At 71.8% G+C, this 18,196-nt stretch carries 13 protein-coding genes and 1 pseudogene; 5 read left to right on the top strand and 9 right to left on the bottom strand.

All coding sequences use genetic code 11. The features are described 5' to 3' along the window. Positions 1-8 precede the first annotated feature (8 nt). From ABT006_RS12895 to ABT006_RS12880, 4 genes are all read right to left on the bottom strand, one after another. Positions 9-5,054 carry a hypothetical protein gene (locus ABT006_RS12895; RefSeq protein WP_350705848.1) on the bottom strand — a complete coding sequence of 1,682 codons (5,046 nt, stop codon included), beginning with the start codon at positions 5,052-5,054 and terminating at the stop codon, positions 9-11. Between the two features lie 5 nt (positions 5,055-5,059). Then, a complete protein-coding gene (locus tag ABT006_RS12890) occupies positions 5,060-5,917 on the bottom strand; it encodes a DUF4132 domain-containing protein (protein ID WP_350705847.1) in 858 nt (285 codons plus the stop codon). A 527-nt stretch (positions 5,918-6,444) separates the two neighbouring features. After that, the gene (locus tag ABT006_RS12885; protein WP_350705845.1) at positions 6,445-6,945 is read right to left on the bottom strand and encodes a GyrI-like domain-containing protein; all 501 of its coding nucleotides are present in this window, start codon (positions 6,943-6,945) and stop codon (positions 6,445-6,447) included. Positions 6,946-6,975: 30 nt separating this feature from the next. Further along, entirely contained in the window at positions 6,976-7,575 is a 600-nt protein-coding gene (locus ABT006_RS12880) for a TetR/AcrR family transcriptional regulator (protein ID WP_350705843.1), read from the bottom strand. 35 nt (positions 7,576-7,610) lie between these two features. Between ABT006_RS12880 and ABT006_RS12875 the strand changes: the two genes are divergently transcribed. After that, positions 7,611-8,477, top strand: a complete 867-nt coding sequence (locus ABT006_RS12875) for a hypothetical protein (protein WP_350705842.1) — start codon at positions 7,611-7,613, stop codon at positions 8,475-8,477. 348 nt (positions 8,478-8,825) lie between these two features. On the opposite strand, the gene ABT006_RS12870 is transcribed toward ABT006_RS12875, so the two are convergent. Next, entirely contained in the window at positions 8,826-9,617 is a 792-nt protein-coding gene (locus ABT006_RS12870; protein ID WP_350705840.1) for an SIR2 family NAD-dependent protein deacylase, read from the bottom strand. A gap of 142 nt (positions 9,618-9,759) precedes the next feature. On the opposite strand from ABT006_RS12870, the gene ABT006_RS12865 reads away from it, so the two are divergent. Beyond that, positions 9,760-10,785 (top strand): DUF6461 domain-containing protein, encoded by a 1,026-nt coding sequence (locus tag ABT006_RS12865; RefSeq protein ID WP_350705838.1) that lies wholly within the window; start codon positions 9,760-9,762, stop codon positions 10,783-10,785. A gap of 35 nt (positions 10,786-10,820) precedes the next feature. Here the strand turns inward: ABT006_RS12865 and ABT006_RS12860 are convergent, their stop codons facing one another. Both ABT006_RS12860 and helR read right to left on the bottom strand, forming a co-directional pair. Then, positions 10,821-11,468 carry a hypothetical protein gene (locus tag ABT006_RS12860; RefSeq protein ID WP_350705836.1) on the bottom strand — a complete coding sequence of 216 codons (648 nt, stop codon included), beginning with the start codon at positions 11,466-11,468 and terminating at the stop codon, positions 10,821-10,823. Between the two features lie 249 nt (positions 11,469-11,717). After that, positions 11,718-13,862, bottom strand: coding sequence for an RNA polymerase recycling motor ATPase HelR (gene helR, locus ABT006_RS12855; protein ID WP_350706177.1), 2,145 nt, complete (start codon positions 13,860-13,862; stop codon positions 11,718-11,720). Positions 13,863-14,451: 589 nt separating this feature from the next. On the opposite strand from helR, the gene ABT006_RS12850 reads away from it, so the two are divergent. From ABT006_RS12850 to ABT006_RS12840, 3 genes and pseudogenes are all read left to right on the top strand, one after another. Beyond that, positions 14,452-15,363 (top strand): GNAT family N-acetyltransferase, encoded by a 912-nt coding sequence (locus tag ABT006_RS12850; protein WP_350705834.1) that lies wholly within the window; start codon positions 14,452-14,454, stop codon positions 15,361-15,363. Positions 15,364-15,386: 23 nt separating this feature from the next. Further along, a pseudogene (locus ABT006_RS12845) lies at positions 15,387-15,546 on the top strand (amidase); the annotation flags it as partial. A gap of 145 nt (positions 15,547-15,691) precedes the next feature. After that, on the top strand, positions 15,692-16,525 hold the full coding sequence (locus ABT006_RS12840) for a DUF4328 domain-containing protein (protein WP_350705832.1): 834 nt from the start codon (positions 15,692-15,694) through the stop codon (positions 16,523-16,525). A 12-nt stretch (positions 16,526-16,537) separates the two neighbouring features. Here the strand turns inward: ABT006_RS12840 and ABT006_RS12835 are convergent, their stop codons facing one another. Then, positions 16,538-16,870 carry a putative quinol monooxygenase gene (locus tag ABT006_RS12835; protein WP_350705830.1) on the bottom strand — a complete coding sequence of 111 codons (333 nt, stop codon included), beginning with the start codon at positions 16,868-16,870 and terminating at the stop codon, positions 16,538-16,540. 205 nt (positions 16,871-17,075) lie between these two features. Then, the gene (locus ABT006_RS12830) at positions 17,076-18,146 is read right to left on the bottom strand and encodes a DUF418 domain-containing protein (protein ID WP_350705828.1); all 1,071 of its coding nucleotides are present in this window, start codon (positions 18,144-18,146) and stop codon (positions 17,076-17,078) included. Between the last annotated feature and the right edge of the window lie 50 nt (positions 18,147-18,196).

Below are 18,196 nucleotides of genomic sequence, written 5' to 3'. Positions count from 1 at the left end.
GGGTCGGGTCAGCGGCGGGTGCCGCGGGTGGGCAGGTTGTCGAACCGGGGCCGGTCGCCGTCGCGGAGGCGTTGCCAGGCCCGCCGGTAGAGGTCGGCGGCCGGTTCGAACGGCACGGTCACGCCGAGGCCGGCCGTACCGTCGGGCGCGAGGTCGAACAGGGCGACCTTCCAGCCCTCGATCGGTGCCTGCCCGCTGCCGCGCTCCAGCCACGGCCCGGGCAGGAACAGCGACCGGCCGGCCCGGGACCGGCTGGCCTCGATGACCAGGTCGGTGCCGGCCAGTTCGGCGCGGGCCGCCTTCAGCCGGGCCGGCTTCCAGCCGGTCCACTTCGCCGTGTTGCGGTCGGTCGGGTCCGGCATGGCCAGCAGCATCAGGTACACCGCCGCCGCGTCGGCGCCCAGGCCGTGTTCCCCGGCCGCCTCGGCGACCAGTTCGGGCACCGACCGGGTCGGATCCTGCGGCCACCAGGCCCCGTCCGCCGCCGGCGCGCCGCCGTCCGGCTCCCCCGGACCGCCGAGCAGCGCCGCGAACCGCGGGTCACGGACCAGACGCAGCGCCACCTCCATCGGGTACGGCTTGGCCGCGTCCCGCCGCAGCGCCGGCAGGTACGGGTCCGTCCCGTCGGCGTCGAGCAGGTCCGGCCGCAACGCGGGCGACGGTTGGCTGTCGTAGGTGGACAGGACGATGGCGCCGTACCGTTCCCAGCCAGGACCGGTCTCGGACGGGGTGCCCGCCACCTGTTGGAAGTCGGGCAGGGAGACGTACTGGTCGAGGTCGAGCAGCAGGTCGGGGTTGGCCAGCCGGTCCCGGATCGTGGCCAGCGCGGCCGGCAGCGCGGCCCGGCACGGGTCGCCGGCCGGCGTGTGGTGGGCGACCCAGGCTGCCAGGGCGATCGTGGAGCGCAGCACCTCACCGGTGAAGCCCGCGGCCCGGCCGTCGACCTGCCGGGCCCGGTCGCCCTTGATCTGGAAGGCCAGGTCGGTGCTCAGCTCGACCGAACGGGCCGGGTCGACCAGCGCCGGCAACGCCTTCGCGGGTCCCCAGCCGTGTCGGATCGCGCGCACCGCTTCGGCGAGCAACTGTTCGGGCACCACCACCCGGCGCCCCACGGCGGCGTTCCAGACCGCCGCGGCGGCAGCCACGTCCGGGCCGTCGGCCCACAGCCGAGCCGGGTCGTCCGGCAGCAGCGCCGAGACCACGGCCCGCCGGACCTCCGGGCTGGCCTCGTCCAGCACCCCGAAAGCCAGCTTGACCTCACCGACCTGCTTGACCCCGAGCGCCTTGCGCAGCTCGGTCGGCACGGTGTTCGACGAGTCCACGTACGGCAGGCCGGCCAGCACCAGCTTCGCGGCGGTGGGGGTGACACCCGTCAGCTCGGCGAACCGCTCGGCCGCTTCCGGCCGCCAGGGCAGCGGGCCGCGCGCGGCCCACTCGGTGAGGAAACCGGCCAGCCAGCCGGCCGGCCGTTCGTCACCGACCGGCGCCGAGAACATCACGGTGTACGGCTCGGGCACGGCGAACACGCCGGCCGGGTCGTGGTACAGCGCGTCGAGGCGGTAGCCGGTGGTCGTGCCGTGGTAGTTGAGGACGGCGATGAACGCCCCGTCGGGCAGCGGCAGGATGCCCGGCCGGGGGGAACGGCGCGTGCCGTCCGGATTGTTCAGGTCGTCGTCCAACAGGTGCAGCCTGAACCGGCGCCACCGGGTCGGCTCGGCCACCGTGCTCAGGTCGAGCCGGTCCAGCTCCGTGAGCAGGGCGCGCAGCGTCTCCCGGTGTTCGTCCGGGGTGACCGCGGCGACGGCCCGGTAGGCGACGGCTGCGACACCGCCGAGCAGGGACCACCAGTCCAGAGCGGCCGGCAGCGACGGTCCGTCGAGGTGCAGCCGTACGGCGGGTTCGCTCCCGGTGGTGCCGGACCGCTGGGCGGCGAACGCCTGGAGCTGGGTGAAGGCGTGGGTCGAGCGGGCCCCACCGTAGGTTGAGCCACGCAGACCGTCCAGCGCCATGTTGAGCTGCTCGTCGGTGGGTCCGGCCGCGGTGGCCACCGGCGCCACCGCCGCCGGCGCCGACAACGACCTGGTGAGCCGCTCGGTCACCGCGTCCAGGTCGGTGCGCACCCGGGCGGCCAGCCGCAGCATCCCGGCCACCCCGGCCAGCACCGCGTCGTGACTGACCGCCGGCAACGTCGATCGAACCAGCTCGACCAGCGCGTCCTTGTCCTCCGCGTCGGCGGTGGACGGTCCGGTGCTGGAGGTGCCGGCCGGTGTGCCGACCATGGACGCCGGGACGGCGACGGGAAGGCCGGTGATGGCCTGCGTGGCAGCGGTCAACCGGGGGCCGGTCGCCGCCCGGGCTGCGGCCCGCGCGGCCTCCTCGGCCAGGGCGGCGCGGCGTTCGTCGAGGGCGACCTTGAGCAGCACGGCGGCGGTGTCCCGGTCCACCAGGCGCAGGGCGGTGGAGCTGGCCGGGTCCCGGGGCAGCATGTTGCCGAGGAAATTCTGTTCCGGCAGCGGGAGCGCGTCAGGGTTGTAGCCCCCGCTGCCGGCGGCCGACACCACCCCGTCCGGGTCGACCAGGACGAAACCCTCGAGGACGGCCCGCGGCCGGTCGTCGCCGGGCAGCACCAGCGCCGCGACCGGCACCTGTCCCGAGGCCACGGTGACGGTACGACCGGCCAGGTCCTCGCCGCGTACCGAGCCGTCCGGCAGGGTGACCACCCGCCAGCCGAGCAGACCGTCCACCGGAGCGGCGGCCGGGGTGGCCCGGTCGGACAGGGCTGGCCGCAGCCAGCTCGCCGACTCCTGGAGGTGGCTTCCGTCGACCGGGAGGTCGGCCAGGAACCGGGGCAGGCTGCGCCGGCCGTGGGCATTACCGGCCGGGTCGTACTCGCGCCAGCCGTAGGTGTCGTCATCGTCGCTGCGGCGGTAGACCCAGTGGGAGGTGCCGTCGGTGATGACCGGCAGCTCCGCCGGGACAACGGTGTCACCGGCGTGCAGCACGCCGCGGCCGGTGGTCCGCCCGCCGCCGGCCAGCGGCAGGGTGATCTCGTTCCCGCGCGGCTGGCTGCCGTGGCGACGGCCGTGGATGGGCTGTGGCTCGCCGGGCGACGAGTGCCAGTAGCCGCGCAGATCGTAGCCGAGCGCCTCGGAACGCCAGTAGACCAGCAACTGGCCGTCGACGTAGTGGTAGCCGGGCTGGCCCCACATGTCGCCGGCCGGGATGCGCAGGTCGTGGCGGAGCACGATGCCCTCGGCGCCGAGCACGCGCACCGTCGTCGGCCCGCCCAGGATCACGTACGGCCAGGCTTCCTGCCGGGTCACCTCGACCTGGCGGTCTCCACCGGTCACCTCCTGCCAGGCCAGCTCCCAGTCCGGCCAGCCCAGCTCGTCGATGATCCCGCCGCGCAGGCTGCGGGCGACGTGTTCGGCGAGGTCGACGTCGAGGGCCTGCCTGAGGCCGCCGCCCTGACCGGGGTCACCGGACCGGTCGAGGTCGTCGGACACCAGGCGCAGCGCCTCGACCGGGAGCCTGCCCAACCAGTCCACCGACTTCGGCAGGTACGGCAGTCCGGTCGCGAACCGGTCGCGGATCCGGGCCCGCAGCCAGTCGGTCAACGACGGCCGGATGCCCGGCGTCCCGGCCAGCCGGCGCAGGGCGGCCTGCTGGTCGTCGACCTGGTCGAGGCCCCGGCGCAGGGCCCGGGTGAACCGGTCGTCGCCTGCCACGGCGAGCAGATCCCGCTCTCCCCCAACCCTCACCCATTGCGCCAGGTCCAAGGCCTCGCGTTCCTTCGGCGGGGCCACCGGGAGGTCGAGGGCGAGCAGCAGGTCGAGCAGGTCCAGGTCGCCGTCGGCGGCGAGGATCTCGCCGCTGTCGGCCAGTTCGGCGCGCAACCGGTCGGCCATCCGCTCGACGAGCGGGTACAGCTCCGGCACCCGTCGGCGGTGGTAGCCGGATTCGGCCCGGCTCACGAAGCGGCGCAGCCAGCCGACGGAGCCGTCCTGCGGCCGGGCCGTGTCCGGCACGTCCGGTTCAAACAGTCCGGCGAGCGCACCGGTGTCGGTCAGCAGGACCAGCCACGTGACCAGGTTGTCCCGGTCGGCGGGCATCAGGTCGAGCAGGCTGCCGCGGATCGCCGGGTCGCGGCCGGCCAGCGCCTTCACCGCCGGCAGGTGCGCCTTCCACCAGCCGGCCGGCGCCTCGGCGGCCACCGGCAGCCGGAGCAGCTCGGTCAGGTAGGCCGCCTCACGGTCGGCGACGGCGGCGCTGGCCTTGCCAGCGGCTTTGGTGGCGGCCCGGACCAGCCGGTTCACCGCAATTGCCGACTGTGCGGAGGGAACCACGCCGGCAGCCGCGGCCCGCAACGCCAGCCCGCAGAACCGGTCCAGCGCCTCGTCGGCCGGCAACTGGGCGGACAACTCCTTCGCGTAACCGGCCAACGCGGTCGCGGACACCACCTTGGCCGACGCGAACTCCAGGTAGACCTCGTCCAGTCGGTTCAGGTCGACCGGCAGGCCGTGCTGCGCCTCTGCCTTGCGCGCCTTGTTGAACAGCTGCGTCGCGTAGGTGTCCTGCCCTGCGGCCAGGAACACCCGCGCCGCCTGCTCGAAGAACGTCGGCAGGAAGTGCGGCAGCGTACGGGCGAACCGGTCGGCGACGCTCTGGTGCCCGTCCAGGGCGGCCTTCGGCCGCGACCGTACCTGCTTGGCCAGCTTCTGCAACTCCGGCACCACCGCCAACGCGTGCCGGCCGTCCGCCGCGTGGTGCACCAGCACCCACTCCGGGAAGGCCAACGGGCGGCGCGGGCCCAGCCCGACGACAGCCGGCTCGGCACCCGGTGTCAGGCCGAGGAACCCGACAGCGATGTCCTCGCCCTCGCCGAGGGCGGCGTCGACCAGGCGGACCACCGGCCGGTCGTCGAGGGCCGGGTGCCGGTAGGTGCGGGCGGTGAGGGGCACCGCCCGGTCGCCGGTCCCGGCGGTGTCGATCGGCAGCACCGCGCCGGCGGTGAGCAGGCTCTCGGCCGATTCCTCGCCCGACATGGTCGTCATCCCGGTCACGCCTTCTTCCCCGTTCCGGTCACGGCGCCGGACAGGGCCGTCGCCATCCGCATTCCTTCCGACCAGGCCACCGGCCCGACCTCGGTCAACCGCAGCGTCGGTCCGTCCACGACCGACCAGGAGAGGTTGCCCAGAGTCGCCTCGGAGTCCCAGTAGTCCTCGTCGAACCACATGACAGCCTCGACAGTGCGTCCGGCCTCCCAGACCCGGCACTTGACCTGCGAGCCGGAGACCCGGAAGCCGAGCGTGGCGGCCCGGACGGCCAGCCGGTTGGGGACCGTGGTGCCGCGGAAGTCGGTGATCGTGGTGTCCCGGTCCTTCAGGTCGGCGGGCTTGCCCCAGGTGCCCCGGTGCAGTTGCTCGACCCGCTGGGTGACGTCCAGTTCGTCGGCGAACTCCCGCAGGTCTGCCAGGTCGGGCAGGCGCACCGGGTGCGGCAGCGTGGCGCTGGCCGGCGAGAGCCGGACGGTCTCCCCGTCGAGGTTGACCACGCGCAGGTCACCGGTGTCGGTGACGTCCCGCAGGAAGCCCGGCTCGGCCGGGTCGTCCCCGAGCACCACGAGGTCGCGCAGCGCGTCCTGCCAGGCCGGGTCCGGCCAGACCCGGGCCAGCAGCCCGGTCGGCACCGGCAGCGAGGACACCACCCAGGCGTCGACCCGGGTCAGGCATTCCGCGGTGTGCCGGTCCAGCCACTGGGCGAGCTGGCGCAACCGGTCCACCTCGGGGGTGTCCCGCAGCATTTTCGGCAGAGTCTTCAGTGGACGGCCGGTGGCTCGCGGGCCTGTGGCCCGCGCCGTCACCTTTCCGTCCACGAGAGAGATCTCGTACGAGTCTCCCACCGGTAGCCAGCCCATCAGGAATACCCTCCGCAGTGGCAAATTAGCCAGATTTCGTGAGGAATCGGCCACGATTGACAACGCAGGGCACGCTAACAGTAGTGACCGACACGACAGCGGCCCGGCGGCAGGGTGCTGGGGCCAGGGCCGGGCGGGACGAGCAAGCCGGACCTGCGGGAGTCGCAGGTCCGGCCAGTCCGAGGGCGATGTGGAGGGTCAGGCGCAGCCCGAACGGGAGGCGAAACGGTGACCTAGGTCACAGCAGAGCATCAGCGGCTGAGTGGCCGGGTCTCGCCGCCGAGGGCGGCGGCGGCTGATCGAAGCAAGCCGAATTGTCAGCCGAGGCCAGCCCGATCAAGGCGGTCGGGCAGGCTTCGGCCTACGGACATGCCGCTCCTCAACGCGGCGATCCAGGAGAACCCGCTAACCGACGGTGGCCTCCCCTATCCATGCGACGCGCCCACCACGAGCAAGTCGCACACCGCTCCCGTGGCCGCAACCCCGCTTGGTCGCGGTCCCGCGTGGTGCAGAGATCAGGCCGCCGGTCACGCGGGCCGGACCGGCTGCACGATCTCGGTACTCCACTCGGTCGGGCTCGGCCAGGCGGACGGGTCCAGCGGTTCGGTCGGGTCGATCCACGTGTAGACCTCCCATGCCGGACCGGCCGGCGTGCGCTGGTGCTCGCCGAGCCACGCTTCCAGCCGCGCGTACGCCTCGGCGAGTCGGTCGTGCGCACCGAGGTGCCACGTGCTGACGGCGGTGCCGCCGGGCAGCTCGGTGACGGCGATGCGATCCGTGCCGTCGGCATCGTCACCGACCGGAATGCCGGTCTCCAGGTCGGTCTCGTCGTCGCCGAACGTGTGGTAGCGGACGAAGGGCGCGCCGGCCGGTGCGAAGCCGGAAGCGCGGAGGTGGCTGATCAGCGACCCGAGCTGCTCGCCCTGGGCCTCGGCCAACCGAGCCACCGGCACGGTGGCGCGGATGCTCAAGGAACGTTTCGGGTCACGCCGGTGCTCGACAACATCGGCGGGCTGTTCGGTGGTCATGGGCTCTTCCTCTCCTGGGATGTTCACCGGTCAGGCGGTGGCGCCCGATGGCGTGGTCGACGTGGCTGCGAGTGTGGCGAGATGCGCCTTGACGACCGCCCGGGCGCGTCGAGGACTTTCGCCGTGCAGCACCGTGTGCAGGATGAGCCCGTCGACGAGCGCGTACAGCCGTCGCGCTTCCAAGGAACGGTCGACGTCCGGTCCCGCGATCCGTGTGACGAGATTGGTAAAGGCCTGGCGGAGCAGGCGGTGCATCTCGACGCTGAGGGGCCGCAGCGCCGGATCCACCAGCGCCTGCGCGGAGAACGCGAGCCACACCTGACACTCGGCCAGTCGGTCGGCATCCAGCGGCAACATCTCGGCGATCGAGCGTTCCACGACCCGGAGCTGGTCACCGGTCACGTCGATCGCCTCGATCCGAGCCTGGATCCGTTCCGCGACGAGCCGCATGGCGAAGACCGTCAACGCCGTCTGCGACGGGAACGAGTGGCGCAATGATCCGGCCGACAGACCGGCCTCCCGCGCGACGTTGCGGACCGATGCGTGCGCCAGGCCGGCGCGTCGGACGACCCGCCAGACCGCCTCGGCCAGCTCGGCACGGCGGGCCTCGACGTCGACAATCTTCGGCATGGCTCTTTTTAACACAGTCGTGTTAACTTGCCAAAGTGACACAGTCGTACCAGAACGCGCTCGGCCAGATCGGTGTCAGTGCGGCCGTGGAGGTCGTGGTGCTCGCGGCAATCGTCTGGCTGCTCACCCGGCGTGCCGCCGTCGACGTGGCCGCCCGCGCGCCCACGACACCGACCGCGCGCCGTGAGCTTCTCGGGCTGATGGCGTACGGGCTGATGGCCCAACTGCTCGGCGCGGCACTCGGCCACGCGCTGGGGTGGCACCCCATCAGCTTTCACCTCGCCGGCACGCTCATCGGCGGCGAGGACCATCTCGGCCCGGCCGAAGTGCTCGGCTGGGCCGCGTACAACGCCACCGTCTACGCCGCACTGCCGTACCTGTGGTTCCGTCGCCGATACGACACGACCGCGCTGTGTCTGCGAAGCGCGAACCGCCGCCGCGACCTGACCGTCATCGGTGTCGTCCTGGCAATCGAGTCGGTCACCCAACTGCTCGGCCTCAGCTCGGCCATCCTCACACTGACGGCGGGACAGGCAGCGTCGGGCGTGCCGTTGACCTTCGTCCTCTACCTGCTGGGCACCGGCCTTCCGACACTCGTCTTCGTGCAGGCGCTGGTCGTGCCCAGACTCGCCCGGCTCACCGGACGGGTCGGCGCGGTGGCGCTCGGCGGCCTCACCTACGCCGCCCTGCACCTCGGTGATGCCTGGACCAGCTACGGGTCCGCCGAGGACACCGCCGCCTCGATCGGCCTGGTGCTGCTCGTGTACACGCTGCCCGGGATGTTCAAGGCGTTCCTCACCGTGCAGACCGGCAACGCCTGGGTGCACCTGTGGGCCTATCACGCCATCGCGCCGCACACCCTGATCGACACCCCACTCGTCGTACGCGTATTCCGACTGTGACGACCGCCGTCCGATCAGCCCGGCGGGCGTGAGCTAGGCGGACGTGAGGAGTTGCTGGACGGCTTCGTTTCGTTGGTCACGAGTTTGCCGGCAGTAGAGGTCGTGCCGCTGTCCTCGGACGTCTGGGCGCGTCGGGCCTTACACCGCGACCGCCGGCCCGTTCGGGGAGCCGGCACGATGCCCGACGAGGCCCGTCGCGACGGCCCTCCGACACTGACGCCTGGACCGACGGCCTGCGGCGGCCGGACCCGCACACCGCCGCCGGCCAGTGGAAGTGTGCGAGACACGGCGGTCGCGAGGTGTCACACCGGTGCTTGTGGCCGCGGCGGGTGAGCCGACCCGCCGCCGCTATTCCTCGTCGGTTTCCGCCCACGCGGCCACGACCAGGGCCGGGAGGACGTGTGCCGCGGTGCCGCGCAGGTTGATGGCGCAGACCCGGTCGAGTGGGGTCGGCTGCGGGTTGACCTGGATCACGGCAGCGCCTGAGCGCGCCGCGACCCGGGGAATCTCGGCGGCCGGGTGCACGACACCGGAGGTGCCGACCGTCAGCAGCACGTCGCAGGCAACGGCCGCTTCGACCGCCGCGGTCAACGCCGCCTCGGGCAGTGGCTCACCGAACCACACCACTCCCGGGCGGACGAGCGCTGCGCAGGACGCGCACCGCGGCGGCGGAATCCGGCGACCTTCGTCCGGCTGCGCGGGCTCACCGTCCGATGTGCCCTCGAAGGACGCCGGGTGGGCTGCCGCCGCGACGCAGCGGGGTGCGAACAGGCTGCCGTGCAGATGGATCGGCGCCCGGGTCCCGGCCCGTTCGTGCAGGTCATCGACATTCTGGGTGATGACGGTGCTGCCGAGGACCCGGGTCTGGATGGTGGCGATCGCCAGATGACCGGGGTTGGGCTCGGCTCGGGACACCCGCGCGCGCCGCCACTCGTACCAGCCCCAGACCAGGTCCGGATCGGCGTGGAACGCCTCGGCGGTAGCGAGCCGCTGAGCGTCGAAGCGCGCCCACAGGCCGGTGAGGCCGTCCCGAAAGGTGGGCACACCGCTCTCGGCGGAGATGCCCGCGCCGGTGAGGACGACGACACGGCGGGCGCTGCCGAGGAGTTGGGCAGCTCGACGGAGCAGAACACCTTCCATGTGGGGAGATCCTGCCACCCGCCAGGACGACCGGCGTGCAACCGCCTCGCGGCAAACGACGGCATCGGGCGGACCGCAGGTCCGACCCGACCCGACCGCCCACCGGTCAGCCTTGGCGCCACCGCGCGTTAGCCTGCCCGGCGTGTCCGACGACGTGGTCGCGTACTACCGTCAGTTCCTCGACGAGCGCTCCTGGTACGCCGAAGGGTTGAGCTGGACGGTGATCCAGCCGGCGAGCGAGCCGGTCACGGAGGACGTCGTCCTGCGACGGCTGCGCGGCCGGCGAGTCGACCTGACCGAGATCCGCTTCCCGCACGTCAACGACTTCCGGCCCGGGATGCCCGACGAGTCGAAGGTGGCGTACCTGACCCAGGTCGGCCCGGCCGTGGTGATGCTCCAGCCCAACGGCTTCGAGGGCGCCCGGCGGGAGGTGCTGCGCTGGCTCAGCGACGGCGTCCGCGTGCACAACATCGACTGGACGATCAACGGCAACGGCGGCATCAGCTACGCCGTCTACGGCAAGGTCCTGGCGTGGGTGGACAAGAACGACCCCGGTCGGCGTCACGGTGAGCAGCCGGATGTTCTCGACAACGACCTGGACGGACTGCGCGAAGCCCGCCGCCGGTGGGACGTCGGCGACCTGGCGGGTGCCGACGTCAACGCCGAGGCGATGGCGCTCGTCGAGCGACGCACCGGCGTCCGGCTCGACGTCGGCTGGGTCGACGGCTTCGAGGAGCCTGGCCAGGCCGTGATGATCGGCGACATTCCGCGGGACCCGAGGCCGCCGGGCCGGTTCCGGCACAAGGACCCCGACCTGGACGCCCGGCTGCGGAGTGCGCCAGAGCCGACGCGCCGCGCCGCCCTCACGTTGGTCGCGCGAGCACTCGCCGATCGGTTCACCTTCAGCGACTCCGAGGCAGTGGCCTCGACGGTGGGCTCGATCGAGCGAGGGGTGCCACTCGCCCCGGAGATGCGTACGCGGATGTTCCGCTCGCAGGCCACTGGCGACGGTGAGGCCCGCTCGGCCGTCCACGGGCTCTACGCCGCAACCGCCCTGCCGGACCGGCACGCGGACGAACCGCTCGATCTGCTCAACGCGGCCACGTACGCGATTCCCGACGAATGGCCCCGCCTGCGCCAGTCGATCGACGGGCTGCTGCACGGCTGACCCTTCGACAGTGCCGGCCGAGTCGACGGTGTCGATCAGCAGTTGTCCGGATCCGACGCTGTTGAATCGCTGAGCTGTAACCGCTCGCGTAGCCGCCGCGCTTCGCGGCCGCGGTACACGCGCAGGACGCTTTCCAGGGTGTCGCGTACGTCCGGATCGGGATGATCGGCCAGGTATGCCAGCTCCTCTGCACCGCCGCGCCGGCCGCGGCCCAGCTCGCAGAGCACATCGATGATGTCGTCGGCGCTGCTTGCCGCCCGCAACCGCATCATCAGCTCGACCTTCGGCTTCGGTGGCTCGTCGTAGGGGGACCGGCGGCGCAGCTTGTCCACCTTGTACCCTCCGCGCGGCAGGCAGGATGGACACGGGCAGGGGCGCCGACCGTGAGCTGCCGGCAGGTACCGCCAACCGACTCCTTGCGGGACGTCACGGATCCGTCGTATCTCGGCGCTCGTGATCGCGCGAGGCACGAACACCTCGTAGCCGCGCGGATCGTCGAGTTCGCGCAGCGCCGCGACCGCCTGGGCGGCGGTAGCCTCGCGCGGTGGGGCGCCGTAGTGCCCGACGGTCACCGGCTCGTCGTCGGGCAGCCGCAGATGCACCCCTACCAGCACCCCCGAGTGCCACCGCCGCAGCTCACGAACCCACTGGTAGGTGAGCGTGTACGACGGCAGCACCGGCATGCAGTACACACCCCGTCCGCCGGCCCGCCCGTGGCTGCGTGCGGCGATTCCCGAGCGCTCGATGCGTCGAGCCGACCGCCTCACGGTGATGTGCACGAATTCCGCCATTGCCGGGGATGGTAGCCGGCCGGCGGGTGGCGACGGGCACGAGTTTCGGGCGTCCTACGCGATCGGGGCGACCGACAACGTACTCGTCTCGGGTAAGAATCCGCACAGTCCGCGCTCGCCCGGCAGCATGCGGTGAAAAGATCAGGTGCTCGTGAGGATGACGAGCTGCTGGGTGGCTCGGGTCATCGCGACATAGCGGTCGACCGCTCCTTCGATGCCCTCGCCGAACGCCTCCGGGTCGACGAGGACCACCAGGTCGAACTCGAGCCCCTTCGACAGCTCAGGGGTCAGCGACCGGACGCGGGACGTCGCCCGGAACGTGGGATCGCCGATGACGCAGGCGATCCCCTCGGCGTGCGCGGCGAGCCAGGTGGCGAGGACCGAGTCCAGATCCGCAGCGGATCCGTGTACGACGGGGACGCCGCCGCTGCGGACGGAGGTCGGGACGTTGGCGTCCGGGAGCGCGGCCCGGATGACCGGCTCGGCTTCCGCCATGACCTCTTCCGGCGTCCGGTAGTTGATGGTCAGGGAGGCCACGTTGATCCGGTCGAGCCCGACCCGCTGGAGCCGTTCCTGCCAGGACTCGGTGAATCCGTGCCGGGCCTGGGCGCGGTCCCCGACGATGGTGAAGCTGCGCGACGGGCAGCGCAGCAGCAGCATCTGCCACTCGGCGTCGGTCAGTTCCTGAGCCTCGTCGACGACGATGTGCGCGAACGGGCCGGCGAGCGGGTCCCGATCAGCGCCGGGCAGTCCGGTCTCGTCGACCAGGGCGTCCCGCAGGTCCTGCTGGTGCAGCATCGTCATCAGGCCTTCGCCGTCGTCGTACGCGGCGGATGCGATCAGGTCGTCGACGACCCTGGCCATGTGCTCGCGCTGGACGGCGACGGCGGCGTCGCGCCGATGCCGGCGTCGGGACGCCTCCGGGTCGCCGAGCCGCTGCCGCGCCGCGTCCAGAAGCGGCAGGTCGGACACCGTCCAGGCCCGCGCGTCGCCGCGCTGCAGCTTCCGTACGTCGTCGGGGCCGAGCCAGGGAGCGCACTTGCGCAGGTAGGCGGGGACCGACCACAGGTCCGCGACGAGGTCGGCCGGGTCGAGCAGCGGCCAGGCGCGGTGGAAGGTCGTGAGCAGCTCCCTGTTCCGCAGCAGCGCCCTGCGGACCACGTCATCCGGCTCGTCGCCGTCGTACTTGTCGATCAGGACAGTGAGCAACTCCGCCCAGATCTCGTCACGTGCCTCGTTGTGCGGGGTACCGGGCCCCGGCGCCTCGAACGCCTCGGCCCAGTCTTCGGCGCTCAGCCAGATGTCGCACTCGTCGGTCGTGACCGTCATCCCCTTGGCGGGCGGCTCCTCGTAGAACCTGACGGCCGCCTCGATCGCCTTCACCAACTCCGCGGACGACTTCAGCCGGGCCACATCCGGGTCGGTCTCGGCGGTTGCCGCAGCACCCTCGGGAACGAGGTCCCGCAGGGTGCAGGTCTGCACGTCCTCCTCACCGAGGCTGGGAAGGACGTCGGCGACGTACGCCAGGTAGGGCTCGTGCGGACCGACGAACAGCACGCCGCCCCGGCGGTGACCGAGGCGAGGGTCGGCGTAGAGGAGGTAGGCGGTGCGGTGCAGAGCGACGACGGTCTTCCCCGTGCCCGGACCACCGTCGACGACGAGCGCGCCGCTCGACCCCGCGCGGATGATGGCGTCCTGGTCGGCCTGGATGGTGCCGAGCACGTCGCGCATCCGGGACGACCGGGTGCCGCCCAGGCTGGCGATGAAGGCGGACTGGTCGTCCAGCGCGGCGTGCCCGTCCAGCCCGTCCGAGGTGAAGACCTCGTCCCAGTAGTCGCTGATCCGGCCACGGGTCCAGCGATACCTGCGGCGGCTTGCCAGACCCATCGGGTTGGCATGGGTCGCCCCGAAGAACGGCTCCGCCGCCGGGGAACGCCAGTCGAGCAGCAGCCGGCGACCCGCGCCGTCCGTGAGGCCGAATCGTCCGACGTACACGGGCTCGGAGTCGTCCGCGCCGACCATGCGTCCGAGGCACAGGTCCAGACCGAAACGACGCAGGGCGCGTAGGCGAGCGGTCAGCCGGTGGATCTCCTCGTCCCGGTCCATCGCCCGCCGGCCCATCCCGCCGGACGCCTTGCGCGCGGCATCGAGACGGCCGGACAGGTCCGCAATCGACTGCTCGAGGCTCTCCGCGATGGCCGCGAAATGCTGCTCGTCGGCGGCGATCAGCTTCGGCTCGGCCTTGGCAGAGAGGTTGTCAGGAAGATCAAACGCGCTGGTGGTCAGCGGGTTCACGTCATAGCTCCGATCTGAGGCCGCTCGCAACGATTGCGCGGCAGGGCGTCTGAAGCGGCGTGCCGAACCTGGGGGCCGTGACGAGCAACGCTCCGCCGGACGCGGATCCCGTGGCCGTTGTCGGTCCAGGTCGCCAGAGTTCGCAGGTTTTCATGTTCCGGGGTCCCGCTCGGCGATCCCGCGTGATTCACGCGGGCGGCGGCCTCCCGCTCGTCAGCTCAGGCGCCGACTGGCCGACCGGCACCAGTCGGCCAACCGCTGTGCGAAGTCCTCGTCCCCATACGTCGACAACAACACACGCATTCCGCGAATCTCCCATTTCCGTAAGTACTGGCCTCGGCCGGCCATTCTGCGGCACGACCCGGGTCTTGCCACAAGCCCCCGGGTGCGATATACGTTGAGAGTGGCAGGGAGTGGAGACTCTCTTCCTGGATCCCTTTGTGGACGGACAAGCCCTTCGTGAAGCGACGGCGCGCCGCGTACGGCGGCCGGTGGCTCAGGATCTCCCAGGGGCTACGGACGCAGCCGACGGCGCGGAATCCAGGTGCCGCTGGGGCGTGGCGGCGGATAGCTTACGCAAATGAGCACAATCCCGATCACCGGACCGCACCTACAGTTCCACACCGATCCAGGTGAGTTTCTTGCCGCGGCCGGCGACTACCTGGCCGCCGACCCGGTAGTCAGCACGGTCGTGACCACCGTTGCGCACCGACTGGTGTCGCAGCGCGCCGCTGGGATCGGGCAGCCCGACCGCAATTGGTGGCTGGTGATCAGGGACGAGTCCGGCGCCGTGGTCGGTGCCGGGATGCGGACGGCGCCGTTCGCACCCTATCCGCCATTTCTGTTGCCGATGCCTGACGAGGCGGCCGTGGCCTTGGCCCACGCGTTGCACGAGCGCGGGGAGCAGGTGCTCGCGGTCAACGGTGCCCTTCCTGCCGCTGAGCTGTGCGCCGCTGAGCTGGCCCGGCTCGGCGGGGGCCGAGTCCAGGTCAATCTGCACACGCGGCTGCACGAGCTCGGTGAGCTGGTGTGGCCGGCGCGTGTGCCCGGCGGCTTGCAGGTGGCGACCGAGGACGACCTGGAACTGGTTACGGAGTGGTTTGGCGCGTTCATGGGCGACGCCGACGAACAGGCCGGCCGCCAGCGCGGTGCCAGTGCTGACGAAGTGCCCGACCGTGCGGAGATACTGCGCCGGCTACAAGGCGGACAGTTTTGGTTCTGGGTCGACGAAACCGGGCAGCGGGTGCACCTCACCGGCGCCAACCCACCGTCGTTCGGGGTCGCGCGCGTGGGCCCGGTGTACACGCCGCCGGCCCAGCGCGGGCACGGTTGGGCCAGCAACGCGGTCGCTGAGGTTTCCCGGCGGATCCAGGCCGAAGGCGCGCGGGTGTGCCTGTTCACCGACCAGGCGAACCCGACCTCCAACAAGATCTACGCCGCCCTCGGCTACCGGCCTGTAGTCGACATGGCCAACCTGGTCGTCATTCACTGACGTCGAACGCGTCGCGGTGTGGTCGCCCGGACGGCCTGCCGGTCGGGCGCAGTTCGTCGGGCCCGCCCGGCTCGGAGTTGTTGCTGCTCGACATCGCCGCACAGTTCGAGATGCGGGCCCCCTTGTCCCGGCACGCGCCCGGGCTGTCCCCGGGGCGATGCGGGGTCACCGTCCGCCGCATGATCGTCTAGTCTGCGCGCGTCGCGTCTCACCGCCTTCCTGGACGGTCACCATGCAATGCCAGACCTGTGGGGACGCCACGTCCCCGGCTTTCAACGAGTGCCATCGCTGCAGCACGCCGCTCGGTCAGCCGGCAATCACTCCAGGCGTGCCCACGTACCCCGTCCGGGGCCTGGGCACGGCCGCCGCGACGGCGGTCGGCGCGGCCAGCCTGCTCTACCTGCCGAGCGGGCTGTTCCCCGTCCTCGGCGTACGGATCGCCCGCACGGCCGCCGAGCGGAGTGACCGCGACCTGCTGCTGGGCGCGGCGGTCGCCGAGGGGCTACTCACCCTGCTCTACCTGCTGGCGATCCTGACCGCCGGGGTGCTGGTGATCATCTGGACGTGGCGGGTGCGGACGAACCTGGAGGCATTCCCGGGAGCCCTGCCGACGCTGAGCCCGGCCTGGGCCATCGCCGGTTGGCTGGTCCCGTTCGCCAACGTCGTCGTGCCGGCCCGGGTAGTGGCCAACGTGGCCCGGGACAGCCTCTGGCGGCGGAACACGCCGGTGCTGGTCGGGGTCTGGTGGACGACCTGGTTGGTGTTCGCCGTCGGGGACCGGATCCTCGGTCTCCGCGACGAGCAGCGGTACGGCCGGCTGACCGAGTGGCCCCGCAGCGAGACGGAGTTCGCCACGTACGTCCGCTACTACCAGGAGGCGCTCGGCCCTCGGGTTATCCCGACGGTCGCCTGTTTGGTCGCTGGCGCATCCTTCATCGTGCTGATCCGCCGGATCTCCGTCGCCCAGCAGGACCGGATCGCGAAAGCAGCTCCGCTCTGGCCCGGGCACCCCGGCGGGGTCGTGCCGGGCGCGCCCTACCCGCTGCCCGGGAGTGCGTCGGCGAACCCGGCGGGGTCGATGTCCGGCATGCCGGCCGTGCCGGGTCCGGCCTCAGCGTCGCCGCCGGCCCCGCCGGCGGCGGGTGACACGATCGGGGCGTGACGGGACTGGCGGTCAGCTGCGGTCGGGAACGGCCATCTCGCCGAGCAGGGACCAGTCGTCCTGCGGGATCGTCACGTTGACGATGCGGGGCGTCTCGGCGAGGTGTGGCGGCAGGGCCTGCTGCGCCGCCCTGAAGTGCTCGGACTGGACGTGCGCCGCGCCGGCGTTCTCGTCGCGGAACGCCTCGACCAGGACGTACTCCGTCGGGTCGTCGACGCTGCGGGACCAGTCGAACCACAGGCATCCCGGCTCACGGCGAGTTGCCTGGGTGAACTCGTCGGCGATCTCGGGCCACCGGTCGGCGTGTTCGGGCAGTACCCGGAACTTGGCGGTAATGAAGATCATTGACATCTCCCGTTCGTAGGCTGCCTCGTGACTCGGCCAGCGCTGGCCTGATTTGCCGGCGGACCGGCGCGCCAGCGTGAATCGAGACGGTGTGGCCCGTGAACGATGTGGGACTGGCGGCGTCCACCCTATACGCCCGGAATGCGGTGCCCTTGGTCAGGTTCGCCACGAATCACGGGGTGGTCCCGGTGCCCGCGTCGGCGCGTCAGACGCCTGGTCGATCCGACGGCGCGGCGACCCGCAGGGGCGGGCGGCGCGCCCAGGTGGCCCACCGCCAGAGCCACTCGAGCGGGCCGTTGCGGTATCGGGCCAGCCAGAGGGTGGACCACAGCCATTGGACGACGAGGACAGGGCCGGCGATCAGGAGGACCGTCGTCACGGGCCAGTCCTCCGGCCGGCCGCCGACGAGCCCCGCGGCCACCAGCACCAGGATCGTGGCGGTCAGGTAGTTGGTCAGTGCCATCCGACCCAACGGCGCGAAGACGGTCCGCAGGGCCGGGCGGAGCGGCGTCCTGAGCAGGACCAGCAGGGCACACACGTAGGCCCCGGCGAGCAACAACCCGCCCAGGGACATCGAGAGGCCGGCGCCGCTGTCCTGGTCGCTGCTCAGCGACTTGACCTGCGACCACAGGAACGGCGCGGCGGCTACCGCGAAGACCAGGCCGAGCACGGCCGGCACCGTCGCAGACCGCCCCATTCGGCCGATCACGCCGTACCGGGTGAGGGCTGAGCCCACCAGAAACAGCCCGGCGATCAGAACGAAGTGACTGTCTCCGATGATCAGCGCGGTGACGATGAGGAGGGTGCCGAGGATCGCCACCGTCCACCGGGGCAGCCAGGTCGAGGGGAGCAGGATCACGAGGCCGACGATGGCGTAGGCGTGCAGGATGTCGCCCTGCCACAGCAGCAGATGCGCCACACCGATCGCGAGCAACAGCAGAAGCCGGCGTAGCAGGAGCAGCCGTGGACGGGCGACGCGCCCCTCGGCGGAGGCCAGCAGCAGCGAGAACCCGATGCCGAACAGGAACGCGAAGATCGGAAAGAAGCGCTGCTCGACAAGGAGGCCCATCCACGCGTGCCCGTCGTCCAGGCCTGCCGGCGGTCTCGACTCGACGACGACCCGACCGACGTTGGCTATCGGCTGGACGTTGGCCAGCAGGATGCCACACAGCGCGAAGCCGCGAATCACGTCGAGCGCGGCGATACGTTGTCGGCCCTCGGGGCGCGTCGGTGGGCGCTCGGCTTCGAGCGTCAGGCGGGAGTCGTGATGTGGCATGGGGTTCATCCTGCGGACACCGCCCGCCGCCGGCATCGGGCCAAAGCACA

It is taken from the genome of Micromonospora sp. NPDC002717, from assembly GCF_040295705.1.
GTDB lineage: Bacteria > Actinomycetota > Actinomycetes > Mycobacteriales > Micromonosporaceae > Micromonospora.
This window is presented reverse-complemented; position numbering and strand designations above follow the sequence as displayed.

What these genes read in the sequence shown, in the direction of transcription:
- ABT006_RS12850 (WP_350705834.1), top strand. Translation starts at nt 14,452, where the DNA reads ATGAGCACAATCCCGATCACCGGACCGCACCTACAGTTCCACACCGAT.
- ABT006_RS12835 (WP_350705830.1), bottom strand. Translation starts at nt 16,870, where the DNA reads ATGATCTTCATTACCGCCAAGTTCCGGGTACTGCCCGAACACGCCGAC.
- ABT006_RS12890 (WP_350705847.1), bottom strand. Translation starts at nt 5,917, where the DNA reads ATGGGCTGGCTACCGGTGGGAGACTCGTACGAGATCTCTCTCGTGGAC.
- ABT006_RS12870 (WP_350705840.1), bottom strand. Translation starts at nt 9,617, where the DNA reads ATGGAAGGTGTTCTGCTCCGTCGAGCTGCCCAACTCCTCGGCAGCGCC.
- ABT006_RS12860 (WP_350705836.1), bottom strand. Translation starts at nt 11,468, where the DNA reads ATGCCGGTGCTGCCGTCGTACACGCTCACCTACCAGTGGGTTCGTGAG.
- ABT006_RS12885 (WP_350705845.1), bottom strand. Translation starts at nt 6,945, where the DNA reads ATGACCACCGAACAGCCCGCCGATGTTGTCGAGCACCGGCGTGACCCG.
- ABT006_RS12880 (WP_350705843.1), bottom strand. Translation starts at nt 7,575, where the DNA reads ATGCCGAAGATTGTCGACGTCGAGGCCCGCCGTGCCGAGCTGGCCGAG.
- ABT006_RS12895 (WP_350705848.1), bottom strand. Translation starts at nt 5,054, where the DNA reads ATGACGACCATGTCGGGCGAGGAATCGGCCGAGAGCCTGCTCACCGCC.
- ABT006_RS12830 (WP_350705828.1), bottom strand. Translation starts at nt 18,146, where the DNA reads ATGCCACATCACGACTCCCGCCTGACGCTCGAAGCCGAGCGCCCACCG.